General features: G+C 43.9%; 23 protein-coding genes. 7 read left to right on the top strand and 16 right to left on the bottom strand.

The window, feature by feature from the left end; genetic code table 11:
* The first annotated feature begins 44 nt into the window (after positions 1-44).
* From WR49_RS08325 to xni, 4 genes are all read left to right on the top strand, one after another.
* On the top strand, positions 45-2,303 hold the full coding sequence (locus tag WR49_RS08325; protein ID WP_046223692.1) for a tetratricopeptide repeat protein: 2,259 nt from the start codon (positions 45-47) through the stop codon (positions 2,301-2,303).
* Between the two features lie 117 nt (positions 2,304-2,420).
* A complete protein-coding gene (locus WR49_RS08320; RefSeq protein ID WP_046223691.1) occupies positions 2,421-3,986 on the top strand; it encodes a GGDEF domain-containing protein in 1,566 nt (521 codons plus the stop codon).
* A gap of 288 nt (positions 3,987-4,274) precedes the next feature.
* Positions 4,275-5,642: a nucleotide 5'-monophosphate nucleosidase PpnN gene (gene ppnN, locus WR49_RS08315; RefSeq protein WP_046223690.1), complete on the top strand. Its 1,368-nt coding sequence runs from the start codon at positions 4,275-4,277 to the stop codon at positions 5,640-5,642.
* Positions 5,643-5,758: 116 nt separating this feature from the next.
* Complete coding sequence (gene xni, locus WR49_RS08310) at positions 5,759-6,532, top strand: flap endonuclease Xni (protein ID WP_046223689.1); 774 nt, start codon at positions 5,759-5,761, stop codon at positions 6,530-6,532.
* A gap of 200 nt (positions 6,533-6,732) precedes the next feature.
* Here the strand turns inward: xni and WR49_RS08305 are convergent, their stop codons facing one another.
* From WR49_RS08305 to pomA, 8 genes are all read right to left on the bottom strand, one after another.
* Positions 6,733-8,763 (bottom strand): TonB-dependent receptor plug domain-containing protein, encoded by a 2,031-nt coding sequence (locus tag WR49_RS08305; protein ID WP_046223688.1) that lies wholly within the window; start codon positions 8,761-8,763, stop codon positions 6,733-6,735.
* A 451-nt stretch (positions 8,764-9,214) separates the two neighbouring features.
* A complete protein-coding gene (gene rlmM / locus WR49_RS08300) occupies positions 9,215-10,306 on the bottom strand; it encodes a 23S rRNA (cytidine(2498)-2'-O)-methyltransferase RlmM (RefSeq protein ID WP_046223687.1) in 1,092 nt (363 codons plus the stop codon).
* Positions 10,303-10,701, bottom strand: coding sequence for a DUF423 domain-containing protein (locus WR49_RS08295; RefSeq protein ID WP_046223686.1), 399 nt, complete (start codon positions 10,699-10,701; stop codon positions 10,303-10,305). Before WR49_RS08295 ends, rlmM begins: the two co-directional genes overlap by 4 nt.
* The gene (locus tag WR49_RS08290) at positions 10,691-11,314 is read right to left on the bottom strand and encodes an alpha/beta fold hydrolase (RefSeq protein ID WP_046223685.1); all 624 of its coding nucleotides are present in this window, start codon (positions 11,312-11,314) and stop codon (positions 10,691-10,693) included. The genes WR49_RS08295 and WR49_RS08290 overlap by 11 nt, the downstream gene beginning before the upstream one ends.
* Positions 11,307-12,215: a transcriptional regulator GcvA gene (locus WR49_RS08285; RefSeq protein ID WP_017056263.1), complete on the bottom strand. Its 909-nt coding sequence runs from the start codon at positions 12,213-12,215 to the stop codon at positions 11,307-11,309. Before WR49_RS08285 ends, WR49_RS08290 begins: the two co-directional genes overlap by 8 nt.
* Before the next feature lie 641 nt (positions 12,216-12,856).
* The gene (gene thiI / locus WR49_RS08280) at positions 12,857-14,305 is read right to left on the bottom strand and encodes a tRNA uracil 4-sulfurtransferase ThiI (RefSeq protein WP_017056262.1); all 1,449 of its coding nucleotides are present in this window, start codon (positions 14,303-14,305) and stop codon (positions 12,857-12,859) included.
* 344 nt (positions 14,306-14,649) lie between these two features.
* Entirely contained in the window at positions 14,650-15,597 is a 948-nt protein-coding gene (locus tag WR49_RS08275; RefSeq protein WP_017056261.1) for a flagellar motor protein MotB, read from the bottom strand.
* A 12-nt stretch (positions 15,598-15,609) separates the two neighbouring features.
* On the bottom strand, positions 15,610-16,374 hold the full coding sequence (pomA, locus tag WR49_RS08270) for a flagellar motor protein PomA (protein WP_017056260.1): 765 nt from the start codon (positions 16,372-16,374) through the stop codon (positions 15,610-15,612).
* A gap of 297 nt (positions 16,375-16,671) precedes the next feature.
* Between pomA and xseB the strand changes: the two genes are divergently transcribed.
* Genes xseB through dxs form a run of 3 tightly spaced genes read left to right on the top strand, consistent with a single transcriptional unit; the run spans position 16,672 to position 19,727 of the window.
* On the top strand, positions 16,672-16,914 hold the full coding sequence (xseB, locus tag WR49_RS08265) for an exodeoxyribonuclease VII small subunit (protein ID WP_029626968.1): 243 nt from the start codon (positions 16,672-16,674) through the stop codon (positions 16,912-16,914).
* Positions 16,915-16,934: 20 nt separating this feature from the next.
* Positions 16,935-17,822 carry a (2E,6E)-farnesyl diphosphate synthase gene (ispA, locus tag WR49_RS08260; RefSeq protein WP_046223684.1) on the top strand — a complete coding sequence of 296 codons (888 nt, stop codon included), beginning with the start codon at positions 16,935-16,937 and terminating at the stop codon, positions 17,820-17,822.
* Between the two features lie 21 nt (positions 17,823-17,843).
* A complete protein-coding gene (gene dxs / locus WR49_RS08255; RefSeq protein WP_046223683.1) occupies positions 17,844-19,727 on the top strand; it encodes a 1-deoxy-D-xylulose-5-phosphate synthase in 1,884 nt (627 codons plus the stop codon).
* Between the two features lie 102 nt (positions 19,728-19,829).
* On the opposite strand, the gene WR49_RS08250 is transcribed toward dxs, so the two are convergent.
* The 8 genes from WR49_RS08250 to ribD form a co-directional block, all read right to left on the bottom strand.
* Positions 19,830-20,189, bottom strand: a complete 360-nt coding sequence (locus WR49_RS08250) for a putative quinol monooxygenase (RefSeq protein ID WP_046223682.1) — start codon at positions 20,187-20,189, stop codon at positions 19,830-19,832.
* A gap of 35 nt (positions 20,190-20,224) precedes the next feature.
* A complete protein-coding gene (pgpA, locus tag WR49_RS08245; protein ID WP_017056255.1) occupies positions 20,225-20,734 on the bottom strand; it encodes a phosphatidylglycerophosphatase A in 510 nt (169 codons plus the stop codon).
* Positions 20,734-21,708, bottom strand: a complete 975-nt coding sequence (gene thiL / locus WR49_RS08240) for a thiamine-phosphate kinase (RefSeq protein ID WP_046223681.1) — start codon at positions 21,706-21,708, stop codon at positions 20,734-20,736. Before thiL ends, pgpA begins: the two co-directional genes overlap by 1 nt.
* Positions 21,709-21,796: 88 nt before the next feature.
* Positions 21,797-22,264, bottom strand: coding sequence for a transcription antitermination factor NusB (gene nusB / locus WR49_RS08235; protein WP_017056253.1), 468 nt, complete (start codon positions 22,262-22,264; stop codon positions 21,797-21,799).
* Positions 22,264-22,734 carry a 6,7-dimethyl-8-ribityllumazine synthase gene (gene ribH, locus WR49_RS08230; protein WP_004741508.1) on the bottom strand — a complete coding sequence of 157 codons (471 nt, stop codon included), beginning with the start codon at positions 22,732-22,734 and terminating at the stop codon, positions 22,264-22,266. The genes nusB and ribH overlap by 1 nt, the downstream gene beginning before the upstream one ends.
* Before the next feature lie 279 nt (positions 22,735-23,013).
* The gene (gene ribBA, locus WR49_RS08225) at positions 23,014-24,123 is read right to left on the bottom strand and encodes a bifunctional 3,4-dihydroxy-2-butanone-4-phosphate synthase/GTP cyclohydrolase II (RefSeq protein ID WP_017056252.1); all 1,110 of its coding nucleotides are present in this window, start codon (positions 24,121-24,123) and stop codon (positions 23,014-23,016) included.
* A 108-nt stretch (positions 24,124-24,231) separates the two neighbouring features.
* The gene (locus WR49_RS08220; protein ID WP_046223680.1) at positions 24,232-24,888 is read right to left on the bottom strand and encodes a riboflavin synthase; all 657 of its coding nucleotides are present in this window, start codon (positions 24,886-24,888) and stop codon (positions 24,232-24,234) included.
* Between the two features lie 46 nt (positions 24,889-24,934).
* Positions 24,935-26,038 carry a bifunctional diaminohydroxyphosphoribosylaminopyrimidine deaminase/5-amino-6-(5-phosphoribosylamino)uracil reductase RibD gene (gene ribD, locus WR49_RS08215; RefSeq protein WP_046223679.1) on the bottom strand — a complete coding sequence of 368 codons (1,104 nt, stop codon included), beginning with the start codon at positions 26,036-26,038 and terminating at the stop codon, positions 24,935-24,937.
* Positions 26,039-26,062: the final 24 nt, after the last annotated feature.

The raw sequence follows: 26,062 nt of genomic DNA, 5'->3' as shown, positions 1-26,062 counted from the left end.
CCCACACTTACTTGAACCTAACTAATTATTAAAGGGACATTGAAATGCGTTGGTTATACGTTGTTAGTCTATTTATTTTAAGCTTAAGTACATCGGTTAATGCATCGATTTATTCGTCAGCGCTGCTCAATGAAGCCAATAACTTGGTCGAGATCGAGCCAAACCAAGCAAAAAAAATGGCTAACAGCTACCTAACACTGCGTGTCCTTTCAGATCAACGCGAAAAAAGCCCTTCGGCGATTTCTGGTGAAGAAACAGATTCTTCGATTAGAACACCAAATAGCAGTATCGATGCCTATAAGATCTTAGCAAAAGCAGAGTACAACCTTGGTAACAGTCGTACTGCGATTCAGCATATAGACAAGGCGTCTGGGCTCGCAAAAACCTATAAACTTGAGTACCTCAAACTGGATCTTCAAATCTTAAAAGTTAAGTTACTCTGGCTCAGTGATAGAGAATCAGCCAAAGCAAAAGCTGAACTTACTAGCATCGAAGCGAACCTAGAGTCGGAAAATAAAACGTTACTCTTAGCAGAAGGCATCACCTATCGTTTGATCATGTTGAAAGCCGATATCGCCTCGTACGACAACAAAATCGACGAAGCTGAGAAGTTCTACCAAGAAGCAAAAGCCAATCTAGATCAGCGCTATTCTGAAAAGGTTACCATCGACTATCACATCGCAGTCGGAGAGTTTTATCTAACTCACAAGGAATATAACCACGCACTATCAGAATTGCTGTATGGCTACTGGAAATCAATAGAAGGAAACCTAAGCGCACGCTTGGCCAAAGTAAACCGCCTACTTGCACAACTTTTCTTTGAACGCCAAGTGCTAGACAAGGCATTAGAACACCTTTCTCAAGCCGCTGACTTCTATGACAACTTTGAAAACTCACCGGTGTTGGCACAAGTGCTTAATCAAATGGGAGATGTATACTTCTTGCAAGGTAAATATAACCTGGCTCTCGTGCATTTTTTTAATGTTCTTGATCACGAGAGTACCGAGCGAGATATCTACCAAGTCATTGAGATTCGTCTAAGTTTATCGGCAACCTACTTACGTCTTTATAACTACCCTCTTGCAGAGCAGTACCTAACCCGTGCCCTTGAACTGTTAGAATACACCGACATTCCAAACCTGGAAGGTCGCGCTGCCCTACTCTCGGCTGGATTGGCTTACCACCTACAAGAGAGCGAAGATGTGATCAAACATGCAACGCGTGCACTTGAGATCTCGCGCCAAGTAGAGAACATGCACTTGTCACAACGCTCATACTACTTACTCTCTTTAGGTTATGAGCAAGCAGGCCACCCTCAACAAGCCTTAGCAAACCTCAAGCAATATAATAGTCTTGTCTCTTTAGAGCAGCAACAACTCAACCGTGTTGGTGAAGATGCATTCCGCCAACAGAAAGAGTTTGCAGAACAAACCCTTCACTATGCAGGCCAAGAGCAGGAGCTAGATAAATTCAAATTGGAGCATCGTAAGTTCCAGAAAATATCGTTTGCCCTCTTCTTGTTCAGTATTATTCTGTTCTTCTTTGTGCTTCGTAGAGGTTATCTTATCCAAACCTTAGCCAAGGAAGTGGACTCACTTCGTACAGACCTCTTTACGCACTCACGCTCGAAGCTTCCAAATTTAAGAATGCTCAATGCGAAACTGTCTAACGCCTTAGAACAAACCAGTCATACCTTCGAACAGTGGCAACTGGGTGAATTGATTTATGAACCACTGAACGATCGTTTACGCTTCGTGATGATTGATTTACCTTTCCTACGGAACATGTACACACAGAATGGTTATAAAGCAGGCCTAGAACTAGAAAATGCTTTCGGTGAGTTCCTTAAATCGAAGCTTGAAGGTCCGGCTCGCGTCTACCACTTTTCTGATTCAAACCTGCTTTATATTGAACCAAACTCAGACCGTGATTTATCACCAGAAGCAATATTCATCAAGATTCAATCTTGGGTTAATAACTTTGAGCCAGAGCGTAACATCAATCGAATTGTCCGTATGGGCATCGCTGACTACCCGTTCTTACCACGCGCTTATACCGCAATAAATGACCAAGAACTGCTAGATGTATTATTAATGTCGACTAACCTAGCACGTGAAATCAGCTTAAAAGAGCGCAGTAGCCAATGGGTATACCTAAAAGCTATCGATAATGCTCCCGCAGCTAGCCTTGCAACTGGTAACATAAGAGAAGCGTGTAAACATGCGATAAATCAAGGGTTAATTAAAATACAATCGTCGTACCAGAATGAGGACAACATCAAAAAAATGCTAAAAGATGACTGATTTGCGAGCGGTTAATACTGGTAAGTCGTGACCTTATTTTTAGTTTTGTTATTATTACTGCAATGGAACTTCACTACATGATCATGATCGATCTACGCGGCGCTAATTAATACATCTATGGGCATTCTTGAAAAAGACATTCAGGCGCAACTCCACCAACTGAAGTTTCAGTTAGAGCAAGTTCGTTTGACGCAAAGAGACACCTCGTTCAAGTTTATGAGAGAGCAGAAAGTTCTAAAGCGTATTGTCACATCTTTGAGTAAGGCGTGTGTTGGTAGTAACAGTCATCTAGATGAAAACCTCATTGCTCTTAGAGAAGAGTTAGAAAATCAAAAAGACATTAGCTCAATGATCCCAAAGTTGGCAGTCTTAGAGAGGATGCTTAAGCAGAAAACGTTGGCTATGGATAAACAGAACGGGTATCTAGACGATAGTATTAAGCACAGTGGTGAGACGTTACAACGTATAACTGGACTTCCCGCTCAGCTAAAACGCGACCTACGTAACTTACTGAGTTTCTCTGAATGCAATGGCAGCCAGAAAGTCGATCATGCCATGAAACTCCTCAGCATTTATGAACGTGCCATAAAGATTATGGCAAATAACTCACCGACTCATTTTGCCGAAGCTACACAAACGCCCGAGCAAGAATTACTTTCCGATTTATCGACAGAGTTACAACATCTGATTACTGAACTCGACTTCGAAGGTGAATCAGGCGATCTGCTTACCGATATTCGAGCGAAGTTGCTGCTTGGTGTTTCAGTACAAAACCTACTTGAACTAACACTTCAGATCCTCAAACAGGTTATCGAAGGCACCAACTTAGAACGAAAAAAATCTGAGCAATTTATCGAGCAACTCAACACATCACTCGCTTCCAGTATCAAAACAGCAGACCAAAATGCAGATCAAAGCCAAAGCTACTTTGAACACCGCCAAGGTCTAAATTCTGAGTTAAACCATCTTGTAACTAAGAGCCTGAATTCTGTTGATAAAGCTACGGACATTGATAATTTAAAGCAGTCGATAAACCCTTTGCTTCGTGAAGTCGCCTCCCTTTCAGAAAGGCTTAATCACGCAGAGCAGAAAGAACAAGCTCTGATAGAGAGAATGAGTTACGGAAAAACTCAGTTAGACTCTCTCTATGAGGTGACTCAGGATTACCGAAAACGTTTGGAAGATCAGGCTCAGCGAATGCTGCTTGACCCTCTGACTAAAGTCTACAATCGAACGGCCTTTACCGATCGCTTAGAGCTTGAATATCGCCGTTGGATTCGCGCGCAACATGCACTACAAGTGGTACTACTGGACATCGATAACTTCAAAGCCATTAACGATAGTTTTGGCTATACGGCTGGTGACAAAGCACTCAAGGTCATCGCAAGAACCATCACCAAAGAAACGGGGACTACCGATACCGTAGCTCGTTTTTCTGGTGAAGAGTTTATCTTATTGCTACCAGAGCAAACCGATGAATACTGCCATCAATTGATTCAAAATATCCAAACTCAAGTTAGCCGCCTACCATTTAAATTCCGAGACCAGCAGATCACTATTACTTTGTGTGCTGCAAGTACTCAATTTAAAGAGTCAGATACACCAGAAGAAGTATTAGAGAGACTAAATAAAACGTTAAATAAAGCAAAACAACGCGGTACAAACCAACTTGTTCGGTACTAATCCAGCTCCAAATTTAATTTATTTCATTTTTTCAAATACTTATCACATACTAATTTCCTCAATGTTTGCTAAGCTAATGATTACATTCGCTTAACAAACATTCTTGGCAAGCAATGCTGTATATACGCTCTTAAGCAAGTTTATATAATCCATTAAGCAACGCTGTCGTATCCGTTTCGTCTGGTTAACTCTCTCACCTTTAACCAAACACTTTCAACGTTTGCTTCTCACTCTCGAGCTAGAGGGTCACTTCAAAGTCGCCTCAGCTCTTTTCAGCAAGGAGGCATTATGATTACTCATATTAGCCCTACTGGTAGCATGGACTTACTTTCTCAACTTGAAGTTGAGCGCCTTAAGAAAACTGCATCTAGCGATCTGTACCAACTGTATCGTAACTGTACATTAGCCGTACTCAACTCAGGTAGCCACACCGACAACGCCAAGGAGTTGCTCGACAAATATCAATCGTTTGACGTTGAAGTACTGCGTCGAGAGCGTGGCATTAAACTCGAATTGAGCAACCCACCCGAGAATGCCTTCGTCGATGGCGCAATCATCAAGGGTATCCAAGAACACCTGTTTTCAGTGCTGCGTGACATTGTTTACGTCAATATGCATTTGGCCGACAACCAGCGACTCAACCTAACCAATGCCACCCACATCACTAACCTTGTATTTAGTATTTTGAGAAACGCGGGAGCTCTAACTCAAGGAATTGAACCGAACCTCATTGTTTGTTGGGGTGGTCACTCGATTAACGCGACTGAATATCAATACACTCGCGAAGTCGGCAATGAATTAGGTTTACGAGAACTGAACATTTGTACTGGTTGTGGACCGGGCGCTATGGAAGGCCCAATGAAAGGCGCTGCAATTGGCCACGCTAAGCAGCGTTATACTAACCATCGTTATTTAGGGCTTACCGAACCTTCAATCATTGCAGCCGAGCCACCAAATCCCATAGTAAACGAACTGGTGATCATGCCAGACATAGAGAAACGTCTCGAAGCCTTCGTTCGTATGGCACATGGTATCATTATTTTCCCTGGTGGCCCTGGTACTGCCGAAGAGCTGTTGTACATCTTAGGGATCATGATGCACCCAAATAATGCCGATCAACCTATGCCTATTGTTTTGACTGGCTCGAAAGAGAGCGAAGCTTACTTCCGTTCGATTGATAAGTTCATCAGTGAAACCTTAGGGGAAGAAGCACAGAAACACTACGAAATTGTGATTGATGACCCAGCGCGCGCCGCTAAGATCATGAAACAAGCCATGTCGAACGTACGTTCACACCGTAAAGAGACCGGCGATGCATACAGCTACAACTGGTCACTGCATATTGAACCAGAGTTCCAACTGCCATTCGCTCCTACTCATGAATCTATGGCGGCACTCGACCTTCACATGGACCAAAGAAAAGAAAGCCTTGCGGCTAATTTACGTAAAGCGTTCTCAGGAATTGTGGCTGGTAATGTCAAAGCCGAAAGTATTCGAGAGATAGAAAAATACGGTCCATTCCTCATTGATGGCGATAAAGAACTGATGACCAAAATGGATCTGCTGCTGAATGACTTTGTGGAACAACATAGGATGAAATTACCGGGCGACACGGACTACGTTCCTTGTTATAAAATTGCGCCAAATATCCGATAGCAAGCCATTCACCACAGACAAATGAACAAGTCATGACGTTTACGTCGCTAACGTTTCAACTCACGAAGTGATACGGTACTATAAGGGGCTAGCAACCCCTTATTTATTGGAAACTTATGTCTATCCATCTTGTTATTATCGATGCTTTAAACCTCATCCGACGCGTGCACTCAGTTCAGCCGGACCCAGCCGATATAGCAAGAACCATCACCACAACCACGCAAACTTTAAATCGAATTTTAAATGAGTCGCAGCCAACTCATATCATCGCAGTATTTGATCATCATGAGCAAGATCGAGGCTGGCGTGCTGAAATTCTGCCTACTTACAAGCAAAACCGTAAGCCGATGCCAGAACCATTGATGGAAGGCCTTGATGCGATCCAGCAAGCATGGTGGGAACTAGGCATTGACTCTCTGCTATCCGATGGAGATGAGGCGGATGATTTGGTGGCAACCCTCGCCAAGAAAGTGGCTGCTCATGGAGAAAAGGTCACTATAATCTCTACGGATAAGGGCTATTGCCAACTATTATCACCAACACTACAGATCCGTGATTACTTCCAACACCGCTGGTTGGACAAACCCTTCATTGAAGCTGAATTTGGTGTCAACCCTGAACAACTCGCTGATTATTGGGGATTAGCAGGAGTAAGCTCAAGTCAAGTTCCGGGGATCCCAGGTATTGGGCCAAAAGCAGCCAAAGAGATATTGACCACCTACCCGGATATCGAAACGGCATTCCAATCTGAAGAACTACCAAAGAAATATCGTAAAAAATTCGATGAGCATATCGAGTCGGCTCGCGTATGTAAGCTCGTTTCTGCACTCAAAACAGACATCGATTTAGGTTTTAATCTGCAAGATATTCGCTACGAAGCTGTGTCTTAATCCGACGTTACAAATTCAGTCATTAAAAGCTAACCGTTAGAAACAGATCGCTTATAAATCAAAAAATTAGAAACTCAATCATTAGAAAGCAGAAAGCCTTAGTCTGAACTAAGGCTTTTTTGTTGTTTCATTTTAAGACGAAACATTGCACTTATACTGATAACTCTCTATTTCTAGAATAACTTTCAGCTAAGAGCAGATTAGAAGCTATAAGCGATAGAAGCTTTAAAGTTACGACCCGCTTCATAGCTGGTGTACTTTTCTGAACCCCAAGAGATACCAAAACCAGTATGCTCAGCGTACTTCTTATCAAGCAGGTTATCGATACCAAGGTTCATCTCTAGGTCTTTAGCAAACGTCGGTGTGTAAGCCGCCCAAATGTTATGCGTTGCGAAGCCTGAGCGTTCGATCTCTTTGCCTTTTTCGTTCTCGTAATCGTTCCCCGGAACAAAGCGTGAATCCCAACCAAACACAAATTCATTGTTTAGGCTGTAGTTAAAACCGGCCTTAAAGTTATGAATACCGGTTTTATTCATGTGGCTTGTCTTGCCGTTTTTCAGGCTTTTTTGCTCACCATCTGAGTAAGAGTGGTTAGCGTAAACACTTAAAGCATCTAACTGATAGCTCAATACAGTCTCTACACCCCAAACTTCAACATCATACTTATTCGATAATGTTGCGTTGTTCTTAGTTGGGTGCATTTGGTTATCAAGGTCGTAGGTATAAGCCGTGAAACCTAGAATCGCGTAATCAGCCGCAAGCAAACGTGTTAGCTCGTAATCAAAGCCCGCTTCGTAGTTATTACCCGTCATCGCCTTAGTATCAGACTGCTTAACTTTGCTTGGTGCTTCCATCGTTAGCGTTTCTGGTAGTGACGCGCCTTTAAACAGACGACCGTAACCCACACGAAGTTTTAGGTTTTCCGTTGTTTGGTATTCACCTTTGAACTTTGGAGATAGCTGATCAAACTCGCCCTTATACACGCCACCCAGTTTATGAACGTCGTAACGAAGACCTGTTGTCAGACGGAAATCACTGAATTCGTACATATCTTGTAGATACAGACCGTAAGCCGTCACCGTACCACCATCCATGCTGTACTTCTCAGTTTGGCCTTGCTTAGTACCGCTTAGATATACGCCTTCACCAGCATCAATCCATTGCTTGGCTTTGTAGCCCTCAAGACCATAAGTAAGCTCATGCTCACCAACCCAAGAAACGTTACGAATGTCAGCACCAATGGTTGTCACATTGTATTCACGCTTAGGGTAAGACATTTTGCCATCTTTGAACCATTTACCTGCCGGTGTTTTGCCCCAAGCGGTACCTTCAAGAGCATCACGATCCATGTATTGACGGTTGTAGTAAACATTACTTTTCAGATGAACTAGATCACTACCTGCATCGTATTCGTGCTGTAGCGTCACTGTATCGCGATTAAGCGAATGATAGTCGTGTTTATCGTCAGCATACAGAGCACCCGCCTTTTCGCCAGAAAGCTGACGCGTACCACCATCACTGTATCGGTTGAAAGTCAGTTTAAATTCATTGGCATCATTAGGAATGAAAACAACTTTAGCCATACCCGACTTAAGCTCACCCTGCTTAGAGGTTACCGCTTCTTGATCAGGAATGTGCAGATCGCCATCTTCTGAATAGTTTGCAATACCCATGAACTGTAGCTTGTCGTTCACTTTTGCATACACAGCAACGTTGGTTGCAAAACGCTCATAAGCTGTTTGATAGCTTGTTTTTACTCGAGCACCAACGCTTTCACCCGGCTTAAGAAGATCGCTTGGGTCTTTCGTTTCGTAGCTAAATGAACCATTGATAGCACCAGAACCTGACAGTGCAGAGTTACCACCTAATTCAATTTCAGCTCTTTTTAGCATTGCAGGATCAATCGCTTGGTCACCAGAGTGGTGGAAAAGCTGACCTTCTTGTCGCGCACCATCAATAGTCACTACGGCAAATTTGTCTTCCATACCACGTACAAATACTTTGCGAGAGTAACGTGCGTTCCCGTCAACCGTAACGCTAGGCATAGTATTCAAAACATCTTTGATGTCTGATGCTTGCTTCTTTTCCAGTGTGTCAGAGTTGATTTCAGTCTGAATCAATTGGTCAAGGGCAGAACCGATAACTACTACGGTTTCTGGTTCGTCGGCAGCAAATGCTGTAAATGAGGTTAAGGCAACCGTAACGGCCACTGATAATGCTTTAAGTTTCATAATGCGACTTATATTTTATAGATTTAAGTAAGAGTGCACGAATGGTACACAACACTAATAACAATGTTAATAGTAATAGTTATCATTTACATTCTTTACTTACATTTACTTACTTATAATAAAATACAATTTGATTAGGATGTTCTTGCTGTAATTTACTGCTGAATTTTAAATAAACCCTTCTTCGTTTCATCGCTGAACTAGGTAGCCGTAAGTATCGATAGCTTACGGCTTTTTTGTCTCATATCGACACTACTAGTCGACAATTCGACGACTATCAACCAAGTTGAATTAGTCATATTTACAATTAAATATGACTAAAAAACGCACATAGACCAACCTTTCTAAACTATCCGTACGAAGCGATAATCAAGCTCATAAACAAACTTCAGATATAAAAAATGCCCCTTAAAGGAGCATTTTATTTATCATTGACACACTAACGTAAATATTAGTACGGTGAGATATTTGAAAGTGATTGAATATGCACCGTAATCTCTTCGCGATCATGGTAAAGATGCTTAGCTTGCATCTTGAACTTCACTTTGTTCTCAATAAGGAACACTTTTAGGTTCTCGATATCCTGCAGTACTTCATCGTAACGGCCTTTCATCGGCAGTTTAAGATTGAACAGTGCTTCTTTCGCCCAACCTTTGATGATCCATTCACCCATTAAGTGAGCAACACGAGCTGGCTTCTCAACCATGTCACAAATAATCCACGTTACGTTCTTACGGTCAGGTTCGAACTTAAAACCATCCACCATGTGGTGCTTAACCTGACCCGTTTGCATTAAGCTATCTGCCATCATGCCATTATCAACACAGTGAACGAACATCGAACGCTTAACCAATTGGTAAGTCCAACCACCTGGACACGCACCTAAATCCACACCCCACATCCCCGGAGCTAGACGTTCGTCCCACTCATCACGAGGGATGAATACGTGGAAGGCTTCTTCTAGCTTCAATGTAGAACGGCTTGGGGCATCTGATGGGAATTTCAAACGAGGAATGCCCATGAAGAACTGTGAGTTATTGGTTGGGTAAGAGTAACCAACAAAGCAATGGCCTGGTGCGATAAAACACAAGTGAAGCACTGGCTTCTTAGCGTTATCTTTCGCAGTCATCAAGCCTTTACCACGCATTGCTTGACGCATAGGCACAGTGAACTTACGGCAAAACTTCAAAAGCTCTTTAGCTTCGTTAGTATCTGGTGTTTCGATACGGATATCACCACATCGTGGGAAACCTTCTTGTTCAGAAAGCGCCTCAAGAATTGGAGATATACGATCATTGATTGGCAGGTCTTTAATTTCTACAGCCACTGCCAGCATTTGGCGAGCAAAGATCAGCGTTTGAAAATCGATCTCTTTGATCAGCTTATCAGCTTCACCTGCTTGGTAACATTCAAACAATACAAAGCCTGTATTGCTCTTTAAGCGAGGAAAACCAAACACTTCCAGTTGTGTTGCCTTGTCTTGAATTTCGCCAGCACATTCTTTTTCAAAACCAGAGCGACAATAAAGTAGTACGTGTTTCACTGAGTTACCTCTTTTATATTCAAAGCAGCGAAGGAGAAGACTCCCCAACCAATGATAAATAGTAGACCACCAAAAGGAGTTATAGGGCCAAACCATTTTATTCCTGTCAGCGCTAACCCATAAAGGCTGCCACTAAAACAAAGGATGCCGATGATAAAGCAAATTGCCGCAATGAAAAAATATTTTTGTGATTTAGCGCCAAGTTTCATCTGTAGTAACGCACCACAAGCCAATATCGCGAGCGTATGGATAAATTGGTATTGAACACCGGTCTCAAACACACCCAAAAGATACCCAGGCAAGATAGCTTTCAAACCGTGCGCGGCGAAAGCACCAAGCATCACGGCAATCGCCCCCGAAACACCCGCGATAGTGAGTAAATACTTACTTCTCATTTAGCACCTCTTTAATAAATGAAGAGAGCTTCTCAACGGTTAAGGCAATGTTCTGCTGTTCTGTGTAACCAGAGCTTTTACGCGGCTTGAAGCTGTGGTCGCCATCGGGAATAAATTCGACTCGAATTGAATCAGATAGGTTGAAGTCAGCAAATTCTTCACGCTTACCAAAGGTATCGCGCTCACCTTGTAAGATGAAACACGGCTTTGCTAACTCAGCCAAGTGATCGCCCTTATATTTCTCAGGCTTACCCGGCGGATGGAAAGGGAAACCCAAACACGCCATCGCAGCCACTTTATCCAATTCAGACAAATGGCTCGCCATACGCCCTCCCATCGACTTACCACCAATCACAAGCCTATCAGCATCACATTGCTCGATAATCTCTTGGTAGGCTTCAAGCAGCTTAGGGGCTCTGTCAGGTGGACGACGCTTGCCATCTTCAGCACGTTTAATCATGTAAGGGAAATTAAAACGGATAACTCGTATCCCTTTAAAGGCTAACCCTTTTGCCACCGACTGCATGAACTCATGGTCCATACCTGCACCCGCACCATGGGCGAAGATAAAGGTAATAGGGTTATTTTCACCATCAATAATGACGTTATTCATCCAGCAAGTCCTCTTGTTCACTTTGTGCTTTAGCCAGCATCCAGTCGCGAAAGGTGGCGATGCGTCCCATGTCGGCTTGTTTCTCATGGCACACCACATAGAAAGCATTCTTACTAACCAAGACTTCGTCAAATGGCGCGATCAAGCGACCAGCCTCAATTTCAGGTTGTGCTAAAACGTTATTGCCCAGTGCAATCCCTTGGCCATGGGCTGCCGCTTGTAGCACCATGGTTGAGTGACTGAAGATCGGACCGTGATTAACGTTGACACCTTCAATACTATTTTGCTTAGCGAACTGTTTCCAATCCTTTCGAGAGGTATCGTGCAGTAGCGTATGACATGCTAAGTCACTTAAGGACTCTAATGGTTTTGTGCCAAGTAACACTGAAGGAGAACAAAGAGGAATCAGATATTCTTGATAGAGCTTATCGGCTCTTAGCCCAGGCCAATTACCTCGGCCATAGTAAATTGCGACATCGACATCATCGGTCAGTGAGCCTTCATCCATATCCACGGCTTTGATTCGTACATCAATATCAGGTTCTTGCTGATTAAAATCGGCAAGCCTTGGCACTAACCACTGAATAGCAAAGCTTGGTGGTAAGCTGATAGTGAGAGCGCCCTTTTCACTTCGCTCAAGCACTTTATCCGTCGCTTCTGCTAATGATGTAAAAATATCTTTGATGTCTAAGAAGTAACTTTGACCTTCTTCAGTCAGCAACAAAGAACGGTTTCTTCGACGAAAAAGCTTCAAAGATAAGAACTCTTCAAGTGCTTTGATCTGGTGGCTTACCGCAGCTTGGGTAACAAACAACTCTTCTGCAGCACGCGTAAAACTCAAGTGCCTAGCTGCGGCTTCAAACACTCTCAATGAGTTTAATGGGGGTAATCGACGAGACATAGTTACTCTCTAAATAAGCATTAGTTTTTTTTATCTGAAACATTATAATTTGTCCATTGCCTAGCGGCCAGAGAAATTCTATATTTCATCCCGCAGAAGCTAGCCTGAACGGCTTGATTCTCTCCAGAATCAATTGGTTTAGCTCCTGCGATGTTGTGTTTGCAAACTCGTTCTTTTCGAGTTGGGTAGAGTTCTACCAAATGCTTTGTTGCAGTTCTATACTGAAACGAAGCATGTACTTCCTGTATTTATTTTGACCTGTCTGTCAAATTTGTTTACGCCGCCTTTATGGCGGTGTTTTTTTATGTGAAAAGAAAAACACCAACAAGTTTATCAATAGCTGTGCTAATTAATCTTTATTATTTTTCATCGTTAATCACAGAATCAGACATCCACTCAAATAATCAACTGAACACATACAAATAGAAACATTGAGTTGCATTAAAAAGTAACAGAATAGATCAAGATACTCACACTTTTCAGCCACTCAGAAACCAGCTAAACCGATCACTTCAGAATACAACACACCACACTCACTCCTGTTTCTGATGACTGTAAATCATTCATCATAGAAAACAAAAAAGCCGCTTACTTTTCAGTAAGCGGCTTTGCAAATATTTAACTATTCGGTTAACACCACACTAAGGGCGGTAAACCTTAACGTTATGGAAGCCTTGCTCTTGTAGGTAAAGTGCCTGTAGACGGCTCATTACACCACGGTCACAATACAGCAAGTACTCTTTCGCTTGGTCAAGGTCGCCAAACTGAGTCGACAGCTTGAAGAACGGGATGTGCTTAACTTCAACACCCTCAATCTCTAATGGGCTTTCGTCTTCTTCGTCTGGGCTACGGATATCAAGAACGATAGCGTGCTCAGCTACGGCTTCAACTTGTTCCACTTCAGGCGCTTGCTCTTGGCTCTCTTTCTCAATGTCACGGATATCCATAACACGAGCGTTCTCAATCACTTGATCCAGCACTTCAAAGTTAAACTTGGCTTCTTCTGCTTCAAGCTTGCCTTTCTTCGCTTTCACGGTTGGCTTCTTAGAGATAACACCACAGTACTCTGGCATTACTTTCGCGAAGTCTTCAGTACCAATAATACGAGAAAGATCGATGATGTCTTCTTTGTCCCAGTTAATAAGCGGACGAAGGATCAACGTATCTGTCACGTTATCGATGTGACGAAGATTGGTTAACGTTTGGCTAGAAACCTGACCAAGTGCTTCACCTGTGACTAGCGCTTCAATACCAAAACGCTCTGCAACCATACCACCAGCACGCATGAACATACGCTTAAGAACAACGCCCATTTGGCCGTCTTCTACATTCTCAAGGATCTCAGCAACAACTGGTTCGAAATCGACGGAGATGAACTTCACTTTTGCCGATGAACCGTATTTGTTCCATAGGTAGTGAGCCACTTGTTTAACGCCAATCTCGTGCGCAGGGCCACCAAGATTAAAGAAACAGTAGTGAACCTTAGAACCACGTTTGATATGAAGGTAGCTAGAGACACCAGAGTCGAAGCCTCCAGAGATCAAGCTGAGTAGATCTTCTTGAGTACCAAGAGGGAAACCACCAAGGCCTTTATGACGAGCGAGTACTTGGTTAAGTTTGTCGTTAGACACTTCAACCTTAACGGTCACATCAGGGTTCTTAAGTCGAACTTTCGCTGACTCAACCGCTTGGTTTAAGCCACCGCCTACGTAGCGCTCTAGCTCGATAGACGTAAAATCATGCTTACCACGACGCTTAGCACGCACAGAGAAAGTCTTGCCTTCAATGTCAGCACGGCTGCGTTCTAGTACTTGCTCATAAATATCGTGTAAGTCTTTAAATTCTGACTGTTGTACTTCTAGAGAATGATGAATACCCGGCGTGTGAGTCAATGCCTCTAACACTTCTGAGTAGTACTTATCACTTTCTGATGTTACTTCGATGTGGTCGCGACGGTTAAATACCGCAACTCCTTCACAACGACGCTGAATTACGTTACGAATGTTGCACTCTAGAATCCTTGTGAAGCGCTTACGCACCGATTCACTTTTTACAAAAATTTCCGGATGGGGCTTAACAATAAATTTCATAGTACTTTCACAACATTAATGTTCAAAATTTTTAAAAGGCTCTTCGCCAAGTAAATTAGACAATTTACACAGCACTTTAAGCAAGAGTAGATCATATCTAAATCTAAGGGCGCGAATTATACATGAGAAAGTGAAACAAGGAAAAGAGTGCTTGGCTTTGGCACCATTAATAAATACGCTCCTTATTAAAAATAGCGCCTCTGTTTGCCATCAATAGTTTGATAGATGCACCAACCCGCAATCAGTCGATGACAAGCCAATAACACAAAGAAACTAAATGAATAGAAAGAAAAGCCCAACTTCATCATAAAGTTGGGCTTTCTGGTTCACTCAATCACTTGATACTACTCAGAAATAACGGGGACTTCTTCACTGTAAAGTGGTTCACCCTGCATGATACTGATCTCTACACGGCGGTTTAGGCTGCGTTGCCATTCTGTATCATTGGGCTCTACGGGTTCGGTATCAGCCATACCACGCACTCTCAAACGTTGATGAGAGAAACCGCGAACTTTTTCCATCTCTTGAGCGACAGAGACTGCTCGTTGTGATGATAAGTCCCAATTAGAGCGATAAAGGTCGGAATCAAGCCGTTGATTATCAGTATGGCCTGAGATTCGAACGATACCCGGAACATCTTTCACTAACTCTGCAACTTGTCTGACTAAAGGTCTAAACTTCGGCTGCAAAAATGCAGAACCTGATGGGAATGCGCCTTTTTCACGAATACGAATCACGATCTGTTGGCCGAGATTTTCCACCTCAATCGCACCTTGATCGATTTCCCGTTCTAGCGCCTTCTTGATACTCTCCATCAAGGTTTCCATCTCTTGCGATTGGGCTTCAGCTTGCTGTTGTTGCTGGTCCGATTCCGAGTTTTGATTGTCATGAGTGGAAACTTCTGGTGACTTCCCTCCCGTCATCTTGCCTTGGTCACGCATTGTACCGCCCGCTCGATCAGATTCACCTTCATGAAACTCTAGCGTCTGCTGCGTAATATCAATGGTCTGTTGCATGATCACATCAATCGGTGTCGGCTCTGGGCGACCAGGACGAAACTCTTGGGCAATGATGCTGGTCCCTTTCGGGATATCTTTCACTTCCAAACGATTTTGTACACCAAACGCAAACTTCATCGATCCTGCAATTTGCTTGAACTTCAATACATCCATTTCTGAAAACGAAAGTAGCAGTACAAAGAAACACATTAGCAGTGACATCAAGTCAGCAAATGTCCCCATCCATTGAGGTAACCCCGGAGGAGGACATTTACATGGATTCTCTTCATCCATCTTCAATTCCTCTTACGCCGGTTCACCATCAATAGTACGTTTACCTTCATTTAGGTAGCTCTTCAGGTAACCATCGATCACTCGTGGGTTCTGACCATCTTGAATCGCTAATACACCATCCATAACCAAACGACGGTTCAGTGTTTCTTGGTCGCGACGCAGCGCAAGTTTATCTGCAATTGGAAAGAACACCATATTCGATAGGATTGCACCATAAAGCGTGGTTAAAAGTGCCACCGCCATCGCAGGCCCGATCGCTTTTGGATCATCCATGTTCGAAAGCATCGCTACCAGACCAACCAGGGTTCCAATCATCCCCATTGCAGGCGCAACATCACCAAAAGCAGAGAATACTTTCGCGCCTTGCTCGTGACGCTCTGTGGTTAACGATATATCTTTTTGTAGTGCAGCACGAACCACATCACCATCGTGGCCATCCACCAACAAATCGATGCCCTTTTGCATGAAGCTGTTGCTAATTTCCATCTCTTCAAGCGCTAAGAAACCACCTTTACGTGCTGCATCAGCCATCTCTACCACTTTAGCGATCAGATCTTCAGGCTCATCGGCTTTAAACATAAATGCTTTACCAGCAATTTTAGCCGCACCAAAGAACTGCCCCATGGTGAACTTCATTAGAACAACAAAGGTTGAACCACCAATCACGATCAAAATGGATGTCGTGTCATAGAACATCCCGAGGCTACCACCTAGGATCATTGCCATGATTACAAAGGCAAATCCACCAATTAAACCTATTAGGGTTGCTAAATCCACTGAGCACTCCTCATGCTTTTTGTAGTTCTACGTCGACGATAATCTTCTTATCGGCCAGACTATAAGATCTTTTAGTCAATTCTTGGCCTAAGTATCACACTTTTCGTTTTTGAATCACAACTATTGGCTTACTTTACTCTTATCCATAGCGCATAAACTCGATAAAGCTAAGGTTATTCAACCAAAGTAAGTTCAAACCTCTTAAAAACGAACTTTATAGCAAAATTTATTGGTTACATTTGACCATATCTGCGGCCTAGGGTAACGTTCGTTCATCTTTCCAAACGCAGATTTATTATGGCTACTAAGAAACCTGAAAATATGAGCTTTGAAGCGGCAATCGAAGAGCTTGATGGCTTGGTTGATCAACTAGAAAATGGTGATCTAGCTTTAGATGATGCGCTGAAAAAATTCGAACGAGGTATCTCCCTCGCTCGTGCTGGTCAAAGTAAACTAAACGATGCTGAACAGCGTGTCAGTATCCTACTGCAAAATGACGAAAATGCAGAACTTAGTGACTTTCACCCACTACCTGAATAACGAATTGTATGAGATCCCCTATGATCGAGACTTTATTATTGTCTTATCAAGCACGTAATAACGAGCAACTGAACCTTTGGCTTGATCGCCTGCCTCACCAAAATCAGAATCTTATCAACGCGATGCGTTATGGATTACTTTTAGGCGGCAAACGCGCACGTCCATTTCTTGTCTACATTACAGGGGAGATGCTCGGCTGCACCGCTGAAGAACTCGATACTCCAGCTTCTGCAATCGAATGTATTCATGCCTATTCTCTGATTCACGACGATCTTCCAGCAATGGACGATGACGACCTTCGTCGCGGCCATCAGACTTGCCATATCAAATACGATGAAGCGACAGCAATTTTAACTGGCGATGCGCTACAAACTCTCGCGTTTACTATACTTGCGGAAGGCACATTAAGTGCTGACGGGGAAAGCAATCGCGTTCGAATGATTCAACGCCTAGCTGAAGCCTCTGGTGCTCAAGGTATGTGCATTGGTCAGGCACTTGATATTGAAGCAGAAAACCGCGCAGTCACACTAGAAGAGCTGGAAGAAGTTCACCGTAATAAAACGGGGGCTCTGATGAAAAGTGCAATTCGTTTAGGTGCACTTTCTGCTGGTGAGAAAGCGTTTGAAGTACTGCCTCAATTAGACAAGTATGCCGACGCCATCGGGTTAGCCTTCCAAGTTCAAGACGATATCTTAGATATCACTAGCGATACCGAAACTTTGGGTAAGCCACAGGGTTCTGACCAAAATTTAAACAAAAGCACCTACCCTTCTTTGTTAGGTTTAGAGGGTGCTCAAGAAAAAGCGCACACTCTGCTACAGGAAGCGCTTCAAGCTTTGGCTGCAATCCCATACAATACCCAGTTACTCGAAGAGTTCGCCCGATACGTCATCGAGCGCAAGAACTAAGACAATAAGCGCGCATTACCTATGACTCTTGATATATCAAAGTACCCAACTCTTGCTTTGGCTGATAAGCCAGAGGATTTGCGTCTTCTTCCAAAAGAGACGCTAACACAGCTTTGTGATGAATTACGCACCTATCTTCTTAACTCAGTGAGCCAGTCAAGTGGTCACTTAGCGTCAGGCTTAGGTACGGTAGAGCTAACAGTGGCTCTGCACTACGTGTACAACACACCTTTTGACCAATTAGTTTGGGATGTTGGCCACCAAGCCTACCCGCACAAAATCCTTACTGGCCGTCGTAACCGTCTGTCGACTATTCGTCAAAAAGATGGACTGCACCCATTCCCATGGCGTCAAGAGAGCGAATACGACACGCTTTCTGTTGGTCACTCTTCAACGTCGATCAGTGCTGCTCTCGGCATGGCAATCAGTGCTAAGAAAGAAGGCAAGAATCGTAAAGTCGTGAGTGTGATTGGTGATGGCGCGATTACCGCAGGTATGGCATTCGAAGCGATGAACCACGCGGGCGATATTCACAATGACATACTGGTTATCCTTAATGATAACGAGATGTCGATCTCTGAAAACGTAGGGGCTCTAAACAACCACCTAGCTCAAGTTCTTTCTGGCAGTCTTTACACGTCTATTCGTGAGGGCGGCAAGAAAGTGCTATCTGGCGTTCCGCCGATTAAAGAGCTCGTTCGTCGTACAGAAGAACACCTAAAAGGCATGGTTGTTCCTGGCACCATGTTTGAAGAGTTAGGCTTTAACTACATTGGCCCAGTTGATGGTCATGATGTGAATGAGCTAATTAAAACGCTGAAGAACATGAGAGATCTCAAAGGCCCTCAGTTCCTGCATATCATGACCAAGAAAGGCAAAGGCTACGAACCAGCAGAGAAAGACCCAATTGGTTATCACGCCGTACCTAAGTTCGCTCCTGCTCATTCAAGTCTGCCTAAGAGCACCAGCTCTAAACCAACTTTTTCTAAGATTTTTGGCGACTTCCTGTGTGATATGGCCGCGCAGGATCCGAAGCTAATGGCGATCACGCCAGCGATGCGTGAAGGTTCTGGCATGGTACGTTTTTCTAAAGAGTACCCAGAGCAATACTTCGATGTTGCGATTGCTGAGCAGCACGCAGTGACGCTAGCAACCGGCATGGCGATTGCTGGCGATAAGCCAATTGTGGCTATCTACTCGACGTTCCTACAACGTGGCTACGATCAGCTGATCCACGATGTGGCTATCATGGATTTACCGGTGATGTTTGCGATTGACCGTGCAGGTCTTGTTGGCGCCGATGGTCAAACACACCAAGGTGCGTTCGACTTAAGCTTCATGCGCTGCATTCCAAACATGGTGATCATGGCGCCAAGCGACGAAAACGAGTGTCGCCAAATGCTATACACAGGCCACCAGCACACAGGTCCAAGTGCCGTTCGTTACCCTCGTGGTAATGGCATGGGTACTGAGATTCAAAGTGAATTTACTGCGCTTGAGATTGGTAAAGGTCGTATCATTCGCGAAAGTGCAAAAGCAAAAGATGGTTCGAAAGTCGCTATTCTAAGCTTCGGTACTTTCCTTGAGAGTGCACTTCAAGCCGCTGACGCTATTGATGCGACGGTTACAGATATGCGTTTTGTGAAGCCGCTAGACGAAGCTCTTATCAAACAACTTGCAGCTGACCACGATATACTTGTAACAATCGAAGAAAACGCAATCGCAGGTGGTGCGGGCACAGGGGTGGTTGAATTCTTAATGCAAGAGAAGCTGCTAATGCCTGTATTGAATCTCGGCCTACCAGACAAGTTTATTGCTCAAGGCACACAAGGTGAACTGCATGAAGAGCTTGGCTTAGATGCTAAAGGCATTGAGAAGTCTATCTCTGATTACCTTGCTAAATAGCTTTCACAAGAAAATGATATAAGCTACAAAACAAAAAAGGTTGACCTTAAGGTCAACCTTTTTTTATATCTGCTAACTCATTAACTATTCGCTGTTATTCCGCTAGTAACATGGCTTAAGCACAGGTGCGTCGTAGTTCTCTGGCTCATCAGAGTAGATAGCCACATTAAAGTTCTCAACCAAGCCTGTCTCTTCAACACACTGCTCTTGGAAGAACTGTTGAATTTCGCGACGTTGGCAATGCGCTTCAAACGCTTCGTTATCCGCCCAAATCTCGTTGAATGCGATAGGAAAGCTATCCCCTTCTGCAAATGGGCTCTGAATATGACGAGTCACTGTGTATTGAATACAACCATCTTCACGCAGAGTGTTTGGCTCTAGCGACTTTAATACTTCAAACAACTCGTTCAATTTACCTTCTTTTGGCTGAAACTGAGCAACACAATAAACTTTCTTAGACATTGTTATTCCTTGTTCTTATTCGGTATTTTCTATTTTTAATTAGCTAACCAACCAGCGAAATGTGCAACTGCATACAGCGAGATAGCGGCCATAATACCCGCCACAATATCATCAATCATAATGCCCCAACCGCCGTGGATCCTCTGATCTAGCCAACCAATTGGCCATGGTTTTACCATATCGTAAAAGCGAAATAACACAAAGCCAGTGAATAACCACTTCCAATCATCAGTAGGGATATTCAACATCGGCACTAGGCTCATGGTAATCCAAAAACCCGCAAACTCATCCCATACGATAGAACCGTGATCGTGCACGCCCATATCATCAGACGTCACTTGGCAGATCTTGATACCAATAATGCAACTCATAACAACAGCTACTATATAAGCAGGGAAAGGTAATTGAACCAACAATAGGTACAATGGAATAGACGCGAGCGTACCCATCGTTCCAGGAATAATAGGCGATAAGCCACTGCCAAAACCCGTTGCTAACAGATGCCAAGGGTTTTTAAGAGAAATAAGAGATAGTGGGTTTGTCATCAATTAACCTTAAAGTGATCGTAACCAGTTAAGTCCCAGCTTAGCGGTTCACCATTATTGTGTAATTCAAAATATTCTACAGGTCTTATCTGCCCAATGCAGGTGACTTTTGTTCCAGTGTGCGACAAAGCACTTTCCAACGAACCTTTATTTTCTTCAGGCACAGTAAAGCACAGTTCGTACTCTTCACCACTGGTAAGAGCATATTGCTGGGCAGATTCAATATCAGGGGCGAATTGACGTAATTCAGAAGATATTGGTAGCGAACTAACATCAATGCTAGCGCCAACCTGAGAACGCTTAAGGATATGTTTTATGTCAGCGATAACACCGTCTGATATGTCAATGGCAGACGAGGCAAGATTCACTAATGCCTGACCAGCCAAAACGCGTGGAGTGCTCAGGTAGTGTCTCTCTTCAAGCTCTAACGCATAAGGCTTCGCTTTGTTCTTTTCAGGGTTAAGTAACACGTCTAACCCAGCTTGGCTATCGCCTAAATTACCCGTGACGTAAATCCAGTCTCCGATTTTCGCACCATCTCTGCGTAACGCTCGTCCTTCGGGCACAAAACCTTGCACCGTCAGTGTCAGGCTTAGTGGCCCTTTCGTTGTGTCACCACCAATTAACTGAATACCGAAGTAGTCTGCGAGTTTAAAAAAGGAATCACAAAATGGAGCAAGCCACTCTTCATCCACCTCAGGCATGGTCAAAGCAAGTGAAGCCCAAGACGGGGTCGCCCCCATAGCTGCAAGATCGCTAATATTCGAAGCCAAAGCCTTGTGTGCGACCCAAGCTGGGTTCGCTTCCGCTAAGAAGTGTGTGCCTGCAACTAAAGTGTCAGTACTGATCGCAATCTCAACATTACTTGGGGCTTTTACCAAAGCACAATCATCGCCCGCAGCCAGGTGTACATCTTTACGTTGTGGTTGTCGATTTACAAAATATTTTTCAATAAGGTTAAATTCGCCAGACATCACATGCCCTATCTTTAGATTTCACAATAATTTAGTAACAAAAAAGGCCAGCATAAAAGCTGACCTTTATATTCAATAAGCGAACGTATTATTTCTTACGAACGTGCGGCGCAGCTTTATCAAGCACACCGTTAATAAACTTATGACTGTCTTCTGCTGCAAATACTTTTGCAAGTTCAATAGCTTCGTTGATAACCACTTTGTATGGTACATCTTCACGACGAGTCATCTCGTACATAGCTAAACGTAGAAGCGCGAGTTCCATCAAATCCAGATCTTGCATAGGGCGAGATACGAATGGACGAAGCTTGCTATCAAGTTCCATGTGGCTAAGAGCAACACCAGTTAGTAGGTCGCGGAAGTATGCAACGTCTGTTTCAGGCATAGCTAGAGCAGGCTCTGTAGCATGATGCTCTTCTTCATCATACTTACCACCAGATAAGAACTGTTCTTCAACGGTAGCAATATTTTCTTTAGTAATTTGCCATGAATAAATTGCTTGTAGAGCAAATTGACGTGCATTACGACGTGCGGCTGGTTTCACACTGGCCCCCATTAGGAATCGATTTCAGAAAGAACGTTGATCATCTCAAGTGCGCTAAGTGCTGCTTCTGCACCTTTATTACCAGCCTTGGTCCCTGCGCGTTCAATAGCTTGATCGATCGTATCAACGGTAAGAACACCAAACGCAACTGGAAGAGAATATTCCAGAGACACTTGTGCCAAACCTTTATTACATTCACTACAAACATAGTCAAAGTGAGGTGTACCACCACGGATAACTGTACCAAGAGATACAATCGCATCGAACTTACCTGTTTTTGCAACGCGCTGCGCTACCAGTGGAAGTTCAACTGCACCAGGGCAACGAACAACAGTAATGTTGTCTTCGCTTACTTGTCCGTGACGCTTTAAAGTATCGATTGCACCAGAAAGTAAACTTTCGTTAATAAAACTGTTGAAACGAGCAATAACGATAGCAATTTTTGCATTTGGCGCTGGGAAGCCACCCTCGATCACTTTCATAAGCCTTCCTTTAACTATTTTCATAAAGTGAGAATCGCCGGATTCTAGCACAAAACTGTGAGCAATATCTAATGCTAATTTAGAAGAACGGACACCTGGGATGTAAAGATGATAATGCAGTGTTGCTCCCAACCGTATAGGAACAACAAGTCGCCAAGCATCTGCATTTAACGCACGAAAAATTGAGCTTGGCGACTATACTCTTTTGGCTTAATTCGTTACCAAAAGATCAAGCAGAATCATCATTAATTTATGTGCTACAAACTGATAGGTAAGTGACTACTCACAAACGTATTCAACAACATTAAGACCAAAACCACCCAATGCGTGATAACGCTTAGTGCTTGAAGAAAGCAGACGCATATCGTGCACACCTAAATCTTGAAGAATCTGAGAACCTACCCCAACACGGCGCGAAGTACCTTGCTTCTTCGCCATGGTTGGCTGCTCGTTCTTATCTTGTGCTTCGAATGTCTTCACTTTGTAAATCAAAGAATCAGACGACTCTTCATTACCAAGAATAACCAGCACCCCGCCTTCGTCACCGATGCGCTTCATCGCTTTATCTAACGACCAGCTGCGCTCAGTGCCACGGTCGGAATGAAGCAGATCGGTAAACGTATCATGCAGATGAACACGCACTAAAGGAGCGCCATCAGACAAGTCACCTTTTTGCATTGCGTAGTGGATTTGGTTATCAATCGTATCGCGGTAAGTCACCAGCTCGAAATCACCAAACTCTGTTGGTAAGTGACATTGGGCAACGCGCTCAATCGTTGTTTCTGTGTTGTTACGGTATTCGATCAAGTCAGCAATGGTACCTAGCTTGATGTCATGCTTGTCTGCAAACACTTCAAGATCAGGGCGACGAGCCATAGTGCCGTCGTCGTTTAGGATCTCAACGATAACCGAAGCTGGTTCACAGCCCGCTAGACGAGCTAAATCACAACCTGCTTCAGTGTGGCCAGCGCGCGTTAAAACGCCGCCTTCTTGTGCAGTCAGTGGGAAAATATGACCAGGTTGAACCAAGTCAGCCGCTTTGGCATCTTTGGCTACCGCAGCTTGAACCGTCACCGCGCGATCTGATGCAGAGATACCCGTCGTTACGCCCTCAGCCGCTTCAATCGAAACCGTAAAGTTGGTGGTATATTGTGCATTGTTGTCTTGAACCATAGGTGCTAGCCCCATGCGACTTGAACGCTCTTTGGTCAGCGTTAAACAAATTAAGCCACGGCCATACATCGCCATGAAGTTAATCGCTTCTGGCGTCACATGTTCTGCTGCCATGATCAGATCGCCTTCATTCTCGCGATCTTCATCATCCATCAGGATAACCATTTTTCCTAGGCGAATGTCTTCAATAATTTCTTGAGGAGTACTAATTGGCATTGTTCTATATCCTTTGAAATGGTTCTGCTTCCTAGAACCGACACTATTTAAACCTGATGATATTGCTCTGATTTACAAAGCGGTATTTAGCGCGCTTTGTACAAGCTTTTAAGCAAAACCATTCTGCTGTAAGAATTCCATCGTCAATCGAGATTTAGGCTCAGACTCTTGCTGTTGGCCTTGCAGTAGACGCTCCATGTAGCGCGCTAATACATCGACTTCTAGATTCACTTTACGACCAACATTGAACTGGTCGATGGTCGTTTCTGAAGAGGTATGAGGAACGATAGTCAACTTAAAGGCATTCTTGCGTAAATCGTTCACAGTCAGGCTAATACCATCAACCGTGACTGAACCTTTTTGAGCTACGTACTTTGCTATTTCAGCTGGCATTTCTACCCAAAACTCAATCGCACGCCCTACTTGGTTACGCTCAACAATCTCGCCCACACCATCAACGTGACCAGACACGATGTGTCCACCGAAACGCGTGGTTGGTAACATTGCTTTCTCAAGGTTAACTTTATCGCCCGCTTGGTAATCGACAAAACCCGTTTTTTTCAGGGTTTCAAGCGAAAGGTCTGCACTGTAGCTGTGGTCGTTGCACTCAACAACCGTCAAACACACACCATTGGTTGCAATACTATCGCCTAACTGAACGTCAGCCATATCAAGCTTGCCAACATTAACCGTTACGGTAATGTCTTCTCCGCGGGGAGTGATTGCACTCAATGTTCCGACGGCTTCTACAATTCCTGTAAACATTTTAAAACTCTTTCTGTTGTCAACGACACGTATGTAGTTAGGGTGACTATTTCGAGAGTGGTTTCACCGCTCTTGGTTTAGTCATAATTGGTTTCGCGACGATACGAATATCCACACCAACCTGTCGAACATCTTTAATTTCTAGGTCAATAACGTCAGACATTGAAGTGAGCCCTAATGCGCCCATCAAACCTCGTCCGTCACTGCCCATAAGTTTAGGTGCTAAATAGAGGATTAGCTCATCCACCAGCTGTTCTTCAATCAAGCTTTTTGCCAATGTAGCGCCCGCTTCGACCCAAATATGGTCGATATGATTGGCAGGTAATTGACGCATCAGATCGTGCAAATCAAGCTGACCTGCATCTGTGGTTCCGACTTCAATATCAGCAGACGCTTCCGCTACTCTCAACACGGATGTTGGAGTCTGGGATAACTTGAGTTCAGGACGCAGTTGGTTTTGACGATCAAGAATTACGCGAATCGGCTGACGCAGCTCGTCTTCAGCGTAATGATCTTTGATACTGCTTGGCAACTCTGTCCAACGAACATTCAACGACGCGTTGTCTTCAATCACAGTCTGGCTGGTTGATAGCACCGCGCCTGATTTTGCTCGGTAGTTCTGAACATCACGACGCGATTCTGGCGATGTGATCCACTGGCTTTGGCCATTTTCCAATGCCGTTTGCCCATCAAGGCTAGCGGCCATCTTTAACTGAACGAATGGCATGCCAGTTTGCATACGCTTGATAAATGCAGGATTCAAGTCGAGAGCGTCTTGCTCTAGCAAACCAATTTCAACCTCAATACCCGCATCGCGTAGCATTTTGATACCACGACCTGCGACTTTTGGGTTTGGGTCCTGCATGGCACAAATCACTTTTGAAACTTGAGCCTTAATCAAACCTTCTGCACAAGGTGGCGTTCGACCATAGTGCGAACAAGGTTCTAGCGTGACATAAGCGGTCGCGCCTTTTGCCTTGTCACCCGCCATTCGCATAGCGTGCACTTCAGCATGAGGTTCGCCAGCTTTGGCATGAAAACCTTCACCAACGATCTGACCATCAGTTTGTACAATGACACAGCCCACATTCGGGTTGGGTGCCGTGGTATAAATGCCGCGCTTCGCTAATTGAATAGCACGCGACATCATTTTAAAATCTAGGGGAGTAAAAAT

The sequence above is a fragment of the Vibrio sp. ECSMB14106 genome (assembly GCF_000972265.1).
GTDB lineage: Bacteria > Pseudomonadota > Gammaproteobacteria > Enterobacterales > Vibrionaceae > Vibrio > Vibrio kanaloae.
The sequence above is the reverse complement of the archived record's forward strand: the minus strand, read 5'-3'. Positions and strand labels throughout refer to the sequence as shown.